Genomic DNA, 10,447 nt, shown 5'->3' with positions numbered 1-10,447 from the left:
AAGCCACTGCGCGACCCTCGGCGGCAGGTGTCAGGCCCGCGTCTGCTGCAGGGCCGCACGCGACCCCGCATCAGCCGCAGGCCAACCCCCCTTGCTCACGACGCTCCGGGCCTGACGGCCTGTCCCGTCGCCCGTCCTGGCCGGTGGCAGGACGGGCTCAGGAAAACGCCACCTCCCTTTCTCTCTCGTCGCCGTCAGTGTGCTCGCCGCACGGGCAGGATGGGTCTAGGAAAACATCAAATACTCATTGAGTAATCAACAAGTAAAACGTCTTTTCCGCTGGCTTTACTTATTCAGAAATGGCGGTTTTCTGGCGTTTTTCGTTGAATGTCACCAAGTAAAAACCTATTATCTATTCATGGACAGAGGCAATAACGCCGAACAAGTCCAGTCGATACGTTCCCTAAGTCTTGGAGGCTCTCATGGCTGGTTCCGTTAACAAAGTCATTCTCGTTGGCAACCTTGGTAAAGATCCGGAAGTCCGCAATACGCAGTCCGGGTCCAAGGTTGTGAGTTTTTCTCTGGCAACGTCTGACACATGGAACGACCGCCAGAGCGGCGAACGCCGTGAGCGCACCGAATGGCACCGGGTCGTCATCTTCAATGAGCGTCTGGGGGACGTCGCAGATCGGTTCCTCCGTAAAGGCCGCAAGGTCTATCTCGAAGGCGAACTCCGTACCCGTAAATGGACAGATCAGGGCGGTCAGGAGCACTACACCACAGAGGTTGTCATTGACCGTTTCCGGGGTGAGCTGGTGTTGATCGACAGCAACCGGGGCAATGGCGATGAAGGCGAGGGCGGCTTTGCTGGTGCAAGCAGTGGCGGCCGGTCCGGGGGATCGTCTGGCAACGGAAACCGCAATGCGGGCTGGGGCGCACCGGGCGGGAACGACCTCGATGACGAAATCCCATTTTGAGTGCCGGGGAAAAAGGAGCATAGCGCCAGATGAATAAAGACCGCCTCATGGCGCTGCTGCCCCCGCCGCAGCGCTCCAAACACAAGGAAGACCGCTACAAGGCGATTGCCAGCGTCCTTCAGACATTCGCCCTCAGCGCGTGGGGGCTCGGCATCGTGACCCCACTCATCTCCGGGACAGGACCGTTGACCCCCATGCGTGCCGTTACCTGCTTTTTTCTGGGAGCCGCGCTTGAGGCAATTTCTTTGACTTTTCTGGCGTATATCCCGTATCCTGAGGACAAGACGGAGGCGAAAACCAATGGATAACGTAACCCAGAGTATCCTGTTTATTCTTCTTCCTGCCGCTGCTTTCACCATCGGTCTGGGGCTTGCGATCGGACCCATTGCGTCCCGGCTGGCAAAGCTGCGAACGTCCCATCAGTGATACCGACAGGCGGCCTTCGGGCCGCTTTTTTTTGTCCGCTCGTTTAGTTCAATCAGGCGGACGCGCCTCGCCGGCGCGAGCTTTGATGCCCCCAGTGCTCGCCCCCCCACAGGGGGGCTGCGCCAGGACAGCAGAAAAAGCTAGACTGTGCCCATGTCACGAAACAACGCGATCCGCATCGGCGCTCTGGTCATTCAGGTGGCCGTTCTTCTCCTGATCTGGCAGGGATTTCTGCATCCAACCCGGGGAGGTCTGCTGGTGCTTGCCGTGGGTTTTGTGGTGCTCTTTCTGACCCGGGACTCTTCCGGGAAAAAATCAGGGCAGTGAGCAAAGAAAGCAAAAGAGGATTTGGGGCGGCCCTGAAGGGTTCGTTCACTCTTGTGTGAACGGCCTCTATGGCGCAAGGAAAATCTCGTTTTGAAACGTACGGAACTGGTGCTCTCATGTGTCCGGCCTTTTTGTGCAGCCACAAAGACTGCTGGCCATGATGAAGTCCGCGAACAGAAGACCGAAACAATCTCACGCGCTCTGGTGGCGCAAGAGTGAACACGGTTTTATTCTGTCCCCGAAGCAGCCCGGTCTGTCATCAAAACTCAACACTCCCGCACATCTACCAGATCATCGAACGATGGCTGGCTTTATCTCTCGTCTTAGCAAACAGCAGATAGGGCTGCCGCAGTGCCACGATATGTCTCGCTGCGGCTCATAAGGGCCCATGCAATTCGTGCTGTCTTGTTCGCCAATGCGACAGCGACAACGCGTCCGGGCTTTTTCTCCCGGAGCATCTGACCCCAGAGATGAGTGGGCGTTTTCTTGCGGTCTATGCGCAGCAGGGAAGTAACGCCGACGACAAGTAACCTGCGAATATAGCCGTTACCGGCCTTGGTGATGCGCCCGAGCGTATCTTTGCCACCCGAGCCATGAACACGCGGTGTCAAACCAAGCCATGCAGCGAAATGTCTTCCCGACCGGAAAAGCTTTGGGTCAGGAACAGATGCTGCAATCGCACTCGCGACAACCGGACCTATCCCTGGGACAGTGGCAAGCCGCATACTGCTTTCGCTGTTACGATGCCATTGCAGGATTTTGTCATCGAGCTTCTCAATCTGGGTCTGTATCATGCGAAGCTGATCCAGAAAGGCATGTGCAACGGTTCGCATTTCATCTGGCCATGCATCCTGATTTTCATGGACGAGGCCTCCGAGAGACTTGGCGCCGACAACACCTTTAGGAGCAATGATACCGATTTCACTCAAATGTCCTCGCAGAGCATTGATGAGCATGGTTTTCTGCTTCACCAGCAAATCGCGACTGCTGTGCAGCATCAGGACAGACTGTTGTTCTACAGATTTGACAGGAACGAACTGCATGGTCGGTCGTGTGACGGCTTCACAGATGGCTTCGGCATCGCGAGCATCGGTTTTACCGCGTTTGAGATAGGGTTTGACGTAGCTGGGTGGCATCAGTCGGACGGTATGTCCCAGAGCTTTAAACTCGCGTGCCCAGTAATGGGCTGAGCCACACGCTTCCATGCCAATGAGGCATGACGAAAGTTTCTGGAAAAACTTCAGGAGCTCGCCGCGTCGGAGTTGGCGCTTGAGGACAGGCAATCCCTGCTGATTCACAGCATGGATTTGAAAAACAGATTTGGCGAGATCAAGACCGATAACTGCAATGTCTGTCATTGTTCTTCTCCGGATGCCCTGACTGGCAACGACACCCTAGCACTGAAGTGAGGCATAGAGGCCGTTCACCGCATCAATCTCACTAGGCTCCTGCGTCGCCAAGTTCGACCGAGCCACAGCGTCCAGCCGCCCTCAACCGGGCGTCTGGACGCTGCGTCTCGGCCCGTCCGAGTAACGGTTCACCCGCGTTCTTTTCCGATGACGGACGGTCCTGGTCTGGGKGATCTGTTCGTGAGACGGCTCCTCAACCTCCCCGGCCAGTCCTGCGGACCGTCCGGGGAGGCACGTTACAGGGAGGCGGCCTCGCATCCAGCGTTCAGTCTGACAGTCGCCGTRCCAGTCCGTAAAGCCACTGCGCGACCCTCGGCGGCAGGTGTCAGGCCCGCGTCTGCTGCAGGGCCGCACGCGACCCCGCATCAGCCGCAGGCCTGCCCCCCTTGCTCAGGACGCTCCGGGCTTGACGGCCTGTCCCGTCGCCCGTGTTGGCCGGTGGCAGGATGGGCTCAGGAAAACGCCACCTCCCTTCCACTCTCGTCGCCGTCAATGTGCTCGCCGCACGGGCAGGATGGGTCTAGGAAAACGACAGGTATTCATAAAGTAATCAAGAAATCTTTTTACTTGTCGTGCAAAAATAAAACGCGTTTTATGGCAGTTTTCCGCGTTTTTTTTCTTGCAGGAAAAAGCCAAAAAGGCTATCTTTTACTTGTCGAGAGGGATTGGCCCTCAAGACAAAGCGCCCCGGTTAGTGCTGGAACACCAAGCCGGGACTTCGCTAGACTAGAAAGGCAAGTTTCATGTCCGACGCATCCAACACCATGTCCCAGAACGCTTCTCAGGGCAACTATTCCCCCGCCGCTGTCCGTCGCTTCAGTGAAGCCCAACGCCGCACCAAGGCTCTTGCCTCTCCGGGTCTGGCAGACATTCTCCGCCTCGTTCCGTCTGACGATCAGATGGCAAAAATCGTGCTCGCTTTCGGCGTTGAGGCCGGTGACGTTGACGAGCTGACCGGGGCAGGGTCCAACATGGTCCGCGAGCAATACGACCTGATGTTTCCCATCCTCGTGACCTATATCCGGGGCGAGCAGAATTTCAACGGTTTGCGGATGCACCTTGACCGCGTGGTGGATGGTCTCATCCGCTCCGCCTATGGTGCCGCGAACTTCTATGAAAACCGCCGCATGATCGCCAAGGATGCCGCAGACAGCTACGCCAACGGCGACCGCGACGAAGACCGCATGGGCGTGGATGGTGCAGATAACCGCGTGGACGGCCTGCGCCGCATCGCCGCCGAGAACGGCGCGAAGGCTTACGCGCTGTCCTGCGTCGCTTCCGGCGCGTGTGCCGCTTATGAGGAACTGATGGGTCAGGCATGGAAGCCTTACACCCGCGACAATGGCCGCAGCCTCTCCCGTGACGTCGCCGCCGTTCAGGCCGACGCCATGGGCTTCTAAGTCAGGCCCGCCGCGCCCACAGGGCGCGGCCTCTTCCTGTCCCTCTGCACATCGAAGAGCGACCGGCCCCGCCCGGTCGTGGAGCCTGTCCCATGTCTCACGCACTCGCCCCCTATGTCCCCGACGCCAGCGCCAAGAGCCTTCACCTGAGGAGGCTGGAGCACCTTGCGCGTGGCTTTGCCATCGCGGACGCCCTCATGACCTTTCTGGAAAACACCCGCTTCGATGCCAGCATTGAGAAGGCCGCAGACGACGCGCGCGCCGCTGGTGCCACCCCTGTCGAGATCCGGGCCGCCTCGAACGGCCTCGCCTAATCGGCCTCGGCCAGGTCCACACACGCAAAAGGCGGTTCCCCTGGGAGCCGCCTTTTTTGTTGTCCGGTCAGACCGCGCCAAAATGGACACAACCGCGCAAGCGCGGCTGTGACGTATGCTGCGTCAGGGCTTCGCCCTGGCGGTGCCTGCGCGAGAGCTCACGGCCAAGACAGCGTCGGTCCGGCCACAGACACGAGGATCGCCAGAGCCGTCAGTCCTGCGACAGACCAGACCAAGGCCGCATGACTCTCGAAACGAACGAAAAGACAAAGGCCGATGCAGGACACTGGCAGCACTCCGAAGGCACCAACGGGAAACGCAGCAACGCCCAGTGATGGACCGAAAAGCACGCGGGTACACGCGCCACCAAGGAGGGAGAGACACCCACTTCCCCAGAGCACCAACCGGAGCGGGCTGGCGTCAATCTCCCGCAATGAGTCCGTCCCGGAAACAAATCGTGCGATCGGCGTGATCCGCTTGCGGATTGCGCCGATCGCATAACCCCTGAAAGACGCGAAGCCTTTCCAGACGCGCCTGACCGTCATGACCGACTGTCCCCGATGCCCTGAGAGGGCAGCGTCAGGGGGCACCACTGCATCCCGGTCGGCTTGTCATACTGAAGGTGCTCGGAGCAGAAATGACCTCTCACGGTCTCTTCCGAGGAAACGCGGCTCCCGCTCCAGTAGCCCAGTGTCACCAGACCGGCCGCGATGACAAAGGCCACGAAGATCCGGTTCCAGCGGATCTGGCGGTAGAACAGTTCCTCGTTCTCAGGGAGGCGCTTCTTGAGGGCCTTGAACAGATCCTCCTGCTGCGCCACGGCATTTTTTGTCAGTGCCTGTTCGATGTTTTTGACAATCTGCGCCACGGCCGCCGTCTGTTCCCGCTCGAGGAAAATTTCCTGTGTGCGGATCCTGTTCTCTCCAGACGCCTTGAGTCTTTCAACCTGTTCGACCCCGCGTGTCAGCTGCTCCCGGAGGTCCGTTAGTCCCGTCTCAGCAGTCCGCGAGGCCGCAGACAGTGCCTCAGCCGCCCGGTCGAACCGTGCACTGGCCAGACTGATGCCCTCAGACTGGGTAATCATGATCAGACCCAGAGGGCTGGAGGGCTCTATCCCCGCATCATGCAGGCTTGCCAGAAGGCGCTCACGCGCCTCCTGTGCGGTCGAGGGGGTGAGGCTGCTTACGGCAGCCATTCGGCCACGCCTTCTTCCTTGATATTGTGCTGGAACGCTTCAAGCCATTTGACCGTCATGTGCTTCCACAGGGGATTGACCATGGTGCCGTCAGCCTTCGGCTTGCCCGCCACCACGTCAAAGACGTTCATGTCATCACCCTCCAGATACTTCATGCACGTCAGCGCAGGGAAGACGATCGGGCGCACACCTGCCGCCTCCATTTCTGCCAGTCGAGGATCCTCTTTGAGCCACAGAAAGGGATCGACGGATCGGGACGACGAGCGGAAAAGCCCTTCGTTCAGGAAAAGGATTGAGTCGCCGTCCTTGAAGGCCGCAGACTCCCAGATGCGATAGACGTGATCGAAATCGTCCCGCTCCGGACCGGTGAAATACGCAAAGGTCGGATTGACGCCATTGGCTTTCAGGAAGTCAGCCAGATGGGATTCCGATGCCAGTTCTTCACTGACCCGGTCACCGCCGCCCATATCGATTGCAAGGGAGGCGTTGTGTTCAAGAGCCTGTGCGAGCGTGTTGGCCAGCCAGAGCTTGCTTTCTTCCAGCTCCGCATTGGCAGGGCGTTGGACACCGTGCTTGCCCTCGGACGGATACAGCTTGGATAGCATCGGGTTGTTTGGATCGCCATCCGCCGCCAGAACATCGCGGCCCGCCTGTATGGCCCAATGGACGAAAATGGCGAGCCCCAGACTTCCGCCACTCCGGCCCCGGCCGATGCGCCAGATGGCGCGCCGCCGTGGGGGCTCTTTCTTAGCCGGGGGTGTTGTGGGCTTTTCAGTCATGATGCCTGTGTCTCCTGCTGATGCGGGAAAGTGTCCCGTCCCATAAGGATCTCACAGGCCGATGTGAGTGCGGTTAACCCGGCTCAGTACAGGTTCGGGATGCAGCTTTTGGCACCGCGCATGACGAACTTTTCTTCCGGCGTCATGGTCAGGTTTGTCGGATGACGATGACGCAGAAGAAGACCCACGTCCCGCAGCCAGTCTTTCTCGTACTCGTAGTTTCGTTTGCTGGGATATCCGGGCAGATCGTCGCCATAGCGCCACGCATTGCCTGTGAGACGATTGATATCGCCTTTGCGAACAGGCGGGAGCTTGGGATCGACAGGCAGGTAAGCACGCTTTGAAACGTCCTTGAGCACCGGAAGATCCAGCGTGATGAACTCTGATGGATCAGACGGCTCAACGTCGCTCTGCTGTGTTCTCGGGGCCTGCTGCTGGGTGCGCTCCTGACGGTGGTCTGCCGCCCTGGCATGAGCCTCCTGCACTTCAATCCGTTGGGCTGTGGCAAAGCTCTGGGCCCGGTCTGCTTCCTGCATCTGCTGGGACAGTGTTCCAGCCTCAACCGCTTCGGCATCCCGGCTCGCCTTCGCAGCCTCACGGGCTGCCAGAACCTTGTTGCGGGCTTCTTCTTTTTGCCTTTGCATCGCACCGACAGCCTTGCGGACACGGTACCACGTACTGCGGACAGTCGCAGGCTTTGGCGGCTCTCCATTCACATTCGTAAGGCCAGCGGATTCCGCAGCCTCGCTCATCTTTTGCCAGCGGACCTTTTTGCCCGTGATGGCCTGCGACATCGCCTCATAGTTATTGGTCATCCACTGGAAAAGCGGAGAGTGCGCCCATGTTCCGCGCTGACAGCCCAGCAATGCGGTGAACATCGCGCCGTCGGTTCCCCCCACTGCCATCGCTGCACTCATGTCTGCGTCCTTCCTCGTTGAGCTACGCCTAGCATTACCCTCGCATCGTGTCAAAGATCGTGCCGTTATCGCTGCGCTACCGTTCTAAGATCGACGCAAGATCGTTGCAGGTTTTTTCTTTTTCCATATACAAATGCACCCTTTCGGGTGCGGTCCCTGCGGGACCACCAGGCAACCGGATCAGGGGACGCCGTTCGATGCTCTTGAGAGGGTGCTTTTCGTCGTGCTGTAATTGCTGTATATTACGACAAAGACAGCGTTGATGTATGTCCAACGAAGCGGAGAGCGCGACAATGCGTACCTTTTCAACCAGTGATCTGTCCCGGAAATCGGGAGACATTATTGCCAGCGCGCTCCAGGGGCCGATCGCCATCAGCCAGCGCGGAAAGCCCCGTCTTGTGGTGTTGAGTGTCGAGCAGTACGAGGCGCTCAGACAGTCGCAGCCCGACCGCCGCGTGTCTGGAGCAACGGCCGAGATGCCCGCCGATCTGGCAGAGGATGTCGGGCATGCCATTGATGCGTTCCTGTCTCCGGACAAGCGCTGACCATGAGCGCCGTGTTCGAGCCCGGTACGGTTCTGCACTACCCCTATCTGTGGCATTGGCAGGATGCACAGGGTGAGACAGAGGGGCGCAAGGACCGGCCAGTCGCCGTAGCCGTGCTGTTCGTCGGCCGGGATGGTCAGGACTATGTTCTGCTGCTGCCTCTCACCACGCAGAAGCCAGCGGAGGGACGACACGCCATCGAGATCCCGGCAACGGAGAAGCCGCGTGCGGCGCTCGATCAGAACCGCAGTCAGTGGCTCATGCTGGATGAGTACAATCTCGATCCGGTCAAGGGCTCGTATTACCTTCGGCAGTCCGCCGTGACAGGGCAGTTCAGCAAGGCGTTCATGCGGACGGTTCTGGAGCAGTTCCGCAGCCTGCTCCCGCAGGCAAGGCGTGTGGCCCGTCATCCCTGACGCGTCCTGCTGACCCCCGCCGACCGCACTCACAACCCAGGATGGGAGAATGCCTCTTTCAGTAAGAAGGAGCTGACCATCCGTGTCTGACGTCGAAGACTTTACGCTGCCTCACCCCCTCAAGGGGCAGAGCCAGTTTGAACTGCTTGTCATGACCCGTCTTAACCAGTTCGGGGAAATGCTTGCCCAGATCCATCAGCTGGTCAGCCCGCCTGATACGCCACAGGAGGGAGAGGGCCTGCACGAGGTCATGGTTCGCATGGCGAACGCATTGGACCGCCAGGGTAGTGTCCTGGAGCAGCTCTGCGAACAGGTTGCGAGGCTTGAGCGCGGGAGCGGCGAGGCGGCCGAGCAGGCATGATCACTTACCGCAAGCTTTCTGCGGCCGGGGCCGGGAAGCTCATCGTAGCCTATCTGCGGGAGCATCAGCTGGAGCCGGAAAAGGATGTCCGGTTCGAGCGGAATGGCGAGAAGAGCCAGTTCGAAACCGGTGATCGCCTGAACTCCTATTATACCGGACGCGATGCCCGCGGGAGCTGGGCCCCCGATATGAGCGAACGGATTGCCAGCGAGCTGGGCATCGATGTGACGACGCGTCCGACCGATGAAGCCCTGGCACGCCTGTTCGAGGGCAAGCGCGCTGACACAGGTGAGAAATGGGCAGGCACTCATGCAACCCGGGAGATCTCCGGGATTGATTTCACGGCTGCCCCGGACAAGAGCGTCACCCTTGCGGCAGAGTTCGCTTCGACGAAAGCCGAGCAGGCCCTCATCTGGGCGGCCATTCACCAGGCGAATGACCGTGCCATGGCGTTCATCGCCAAGGAGGTCGGGATTGCACGGCGAGGAAAGGGTGGCGTGTCGTACAACGAAGGCGGTGATGTGGGCTGGGTCTCCTTCCGGCACTACACGGCACGGCCGGTCCTGAAGATCCAGGATGGTGCACAAGGCCCCACGGCGGCTGTGGAAGTTCCGGTGCCAGGGGATCCGCAGGCGCATATCCATAATATCATGTTCAACGCGGTCGCCACGGAGAGCGGGCATCTGGGCTCTCTGGACACCAAGCGCGTGACCCGGATGACGTCGCATATGTTTGGCGGATACTTCCAGGCCGAGCTTGCATCAGAGCTTCGCAAGCTGGGTATCCGGGTGGACGTGGATGCTCGCGGTAAGGCCGTCGTTCTGAACGGCATCCCCGAAGAAGCCCGCGAACTCTTTTCAAAGCGGAGCAAGCAGGCCGAGCGCATGGCCAAAGCCTTCGTCAAACGGCAGGGCGGTGACTGGAAGGCCATGAGTGCCGAGCAGAAGTTCAAGATCCTGCATCAGGCCAATCTGACCTACCGGTCGAACAAGTATACCGGACGCAATGAGCGCGACATCTGGCGGGAAGAAGCCGATGAGATCGGCTGGCACCATGACACGGTTCTGACCGATGAGAAGACAGTTCTGCTGTCCCAGAAGGAGCGTTTCGAGAAGGCTTATGGGATCGCGGCCAAAATGCTGGCTGACGAATTTCGGACGGCGGCTGTCGTCGACCGGGATGCCTTCCGCACTCACGCCGCGCACGGTCTCATTGCGTCCGGCATTGAGGGGATGGAGGACGTGGAGCGGGTTGCTGACCTGATTCAGGAGCGCGGCATTGAGATCAATGGCAAACAGGTCCGCTTCCTTGCACGCGAACAGGACGGCCGCCTCCGGGTCGCGACAAGCGCCCAGATCGCGCTCGAAAAGGACATGGCCCGTCKTGCCGGCCTGTCGGCGCGCACGCGGGACGGCGCGCTCAGTGACGAGCAGTGACGAGC

Annotated in this window: 15 protein-coding genes and 1 pseudogene; 11 read left to right on the top strand and 5 right to left on the bottom strand. The window is 59.6% G+C overall.

The features are described from left to right. The 5 genes and pseudogenes from KP708_RS14890 to KP708_RS14875 form a co-directional block, all read left to right on the top strand. Nucleotides 1–251: pseudogene (locus tag KP708_RS14890) on the top strand (hypothetical protein); the annotation flags it as partial. A gap of 171 nt (nucleotides 252–422) precedes the next feature. Continuing rightward, the gene (gene ssb / locus KP708_RS14885; protein WP_010505524.1) at nucleotides 423–917 is read left to right on the top strand and encodes a single-stranded DNA-binding protein; all 495 of its coding nucleotides are present in this window, start codon (nucleotides 423–425) and stop codon (nucleotides 915–917) included. Between the two features lie 29 nt (nucleotides 918–946). Further along, complete coding sequence (locus KP708_RS14880) at nucleotides 947–1,225, top strand: hypothetical protein (protein ID WP_010505526.1); 279 nt, start codon at nucleotides 947–949, stop codon at nucleotides 1,223–1,225. Beyond that, entirely contained in the window at nucleotides 1,218–1,343 is a 126-nt protein-coding gene (locus tag KP708_RS15975) for a hypothetical protein (protein WP_256445269.1), read from the top strand. The genes KP708_RS14880 and KP708_RS15975 overlap by 8 nt, the downstream gene beginning before the upstream one ends. Nucleotides 1,344–1,496: 153 nt before the next feature. Further along, nucleotides 1,497–1,670, top strand: a complete 174-nt coding sequence (locus KP708_RS14875) for a hypothetical protein (protein WP_156315493.1) — start codon at nucleotides 1,497–1,499, stop codon at nucleotides 1,668–1,670. A gap of 323 nt (nucleotides 1,671–1,993) precedes the next feature. Here KP708_RS14875 and KP708_RS14870 read toward each other — a convergent pair whose 3' ends face one another. Then, entirely contained in the window at nucleotides 1,994–3,028 is a 1,035-nt protein-coding gene (locus KP708_RS14870; RefSeq protein WP_010505528.1) for an IS110 family transposase, read from the bottom strand. A 794-nt stretch (nucleotides 3,029–3,822) separates the two neighbouring features. Here KP708_RS14870 and KP708_RS14865 point away from each other — a divergent pair. Both KP708_RS14865 and KP708_RS14860 read left to right on the top strand, forming a co-directional pair. Then, entirely contained in the window at nucleotides 3,823–4,479 is a 657-nt protein-coding gene (locus tag KP708_RS14865) for a hypothetical protein (protein WP_010504850.1), read from the top strand. A gap of 92 nt (nucleotides 4,480–4,571) precedes the next feature. Continuing rightward, nucleotides 4,572–4,793: a hypothetical protein gene (locus KP708_RS14860; RefSeq protein WP_215751202.1), complete on the top strand. Its 222-nt coding sequence runs from the start codon at nucleotides 4,572–4,574 to the stop codon at nucleotides 4,791–4,793. A 158-nt stretch (nucleotides 4,794–4,951) separates the two neighbouring features. On the opposite strand, the gene KP708_RS14855 is transcribed toward KP708_RS14860, so the two are convergent. The 4 genes from KP708_RS14855 to KP708_RS14840 all read right to left on the bottom strand — a co-directional run bounded on the left by KP708_RS14855 (nucleotide 4,952) and on the right by KP708_RS14840 (nucleotide 7,684). Further along, complete coding sequence (locus tag KP708_RS14855; protein WP_010504848.1) at nucleotides 4,952–5,338, bottom strand: hypothetical protein; 387 nt, start codon at nucleotides 5,336–5,338, stop codon at nucleotides 4,952–4,954. Then, the gene (locus tag KP708_RS14850) at nucleotides 5,335–5,988 is read right to left on the bottom strand and encodes a hypothetical protein (protein WP_010504847.1); all 654 of its coding nucleotides are present in this window, start codon (nucleotides 5,986–5,988) and stop codon (nucleotides 5,335–5,337) included. Before KP708_RS14850 ends, KP708_RS14855 begins: the two co-directional genes overlap by 4 nt. Then, nucleotides 5,976–6,767, bottom strand: coding sequence for a hypothetical protein (locus KP708_RS14845; RefSeq protein WP_010504844.1), 792 nt, complete (start codon nucleotides 6,765–6,767; stop codon nucleotides 5,976–5,978). The genes KP708_RS14850 and KP708_RS14845 overlap by 13 nt, the downstream gene beginning before the upstream one ends. Before the next feature lie 83 nt (nucleotides 6,768–6,850). After that, nucleotides 6,851–7,684, bottom strand: a complete 834-nt coding sequence (locus KP708_RS14840) for a hypothetical protein (protein ID WP_010504842.1) — start codon at nucleotides 7,682–7,684, stop codon at nucleotides 6,851–6,853. Between the two features lie 293 nt (nucleotides 7,685–7,977). On the opposite strand from KP708_RS14840, the gene KP708_RS14835 reads away from it, so the two are divergent. From KP708_RS14835 to mobF, 4 genes are all read left to right on the top strand, one after another. Further along, nucleotides 7,978–8,229 carry a type II toxin-antitoxin system prevent-host-death family antitoxin gene (locus KP708_RS14835; RefSeq protein ID WP_010504840.1) on the top strand — a complete coding sequence of 84 codons (252 nt, stop codon included), beginning with the start codon at nucleotides 7,978–7,980 and terminating at the stop codon, nucleotides 8,227–8,229. A 2-nt stretch (nucleotides 8,230–8,231) separates the two neighbouring features. Next, nucleotides 8,232–8,645, top strand: coding sequence for a hypothetical protein (locus KP708_RS14830; protein WP_010504838.1), 414 nt, complete (start codon nucleotides 8,232–8,234; stop codon nucleotides 8,643–8,645). A gap of 82 nt (nucleotides 8,646–8,727) precedes the next feature. Continuing rightward, entirely contained in the window at nucleotides 8,728–9,006 is a 279-nt protein-coding gene (locus tag KP708_RS14825; protein ID WP_010504836.1) for a hypothetical protein, read from the top strand. Further along, nucleotides 9,003–10,442: a MobF family relaxase gene (gene mobF, locus KP708_RS14820; protein ID WP_252348105.1), complete on the top strand. Its 1,440-nt coding sequence runs from the start codon at nucleotides 9,003–9,005 to the stop codon at nucleotides 10,440–10,442. The genes KP708_RS14825 and mobF overlap by 4 nt, the downstream gene beginning before the upstream one ends. Nucleotides 10,443–10,447 lie beyond the last annotated feature (5 nt).

The organism is Gluconobacter sp. P5H9_a (assembly GCF_018812085.1).
Lineage (GTDB): Bacteria > Pseudomonadota > Alphaproteobacteria > Acetobacterales > Acetobacteraceae > Gluconobacter.
The sequence above is the reverse complement of the archived record's forward strand: the minus strand, read 5'-3'. Positions and strand labels throughout refer to the sequence as shown.

Excerpts from the sequence above, each read along its gene's own strand:
- KP708_RS14835 (WP_010504840.1), top strand. The coding sequence starts at position 7,978 with ATGCGTACCTTTTCAACCAGTGATCTGTCCCGGAAATCGGGAGACATT.
- KP708_RS14850 (WP_010504847.1), bottom strand. The coding sequence starts at position 5,988 with ATGGCTGCCGTAAGCAGCCTCACCCCCTCGACCGCACAGGAGGCGCGT.
- KP708_RS14865 (WP_010504850.1), top strand. The coding sequence starts at position 3,823 with ATGTCCGACGCATCCAACACCATGTCCCAGAACGCTTCTCAGGGCAAC.
- KP708_RS14870 (WP_010505528.1), bottom strand. The coding sequence starts at position 3,028 with ATGACAGACATTGCAGTTATCGGTCTTGATCTCGCCAAATCTGTTTTT.
- KP708_RS14840 (WP_010504842.1), bottom strand. The coding sequence starts at position 7,684 with ATGAGTGCAGCGATGGCAGTGGGGGGAACCGACGGCGCGATGTTCACC.
- ssb (WP_010505524.1), top strand. The coding sequence starts at position 423 with ATGGCTGGTTCCGTTAACAAAGTCATTCTCGTTGGCAACCTTGGTAAA.
- KP708_RS14830 (WP_010504838.1), top strand. The coding sequence starts at position 8,232 with ATGAGCGCCGTGTTCGAGCCCGGTACGGTTCTGCACTACCCCTATCTG.
- KP708_RS14860 (WP_215751202.1), top strand. The coding sequence starts at position 4,572 with ATGTCTCACGCACTCGCCCCCTATGTCCCCGACGCCAGCGCCAAGAGC.
- KP708_RS14855 (WP_010504848.1), bottom strand. The coding sequence starts at position 5,338 with ATGACGGTCAGGCGCGTCTGGAAAGGCTTCGCGTCTTTCAGGGGTTAT.
- KP708_RS14880 (WP_010505526.1), top strand. The coding sequence starts at position 947 with ATGAATAAAGACCGCCTCATGGCGCTGCTGCCCCCGCCGCAGCGCTCC.
- KP708_RS15975 (WP_256445269.1), top strand. The coding sequence starts at position 1,218 with ATGGATAACGTAACCCAGAGTATCCTGTTTATTCTTCTTCCTGCCGCT.
- KP708_RS14875 (WP_156315493.1), top strand. The coding sequence starts at position 1,497 with ATGTCACGAAACAACGCGATCCGCATCGGCGCTCTGGTCATTCAGGTG.
- KP708_RS14845 (WP_010504844.1), bottom strand. The coding sequence starts at position 6,767 with ATGACTGAAAAGCCCACAACACCCCCGGCTAAGAAAGAGCCCCCACGG.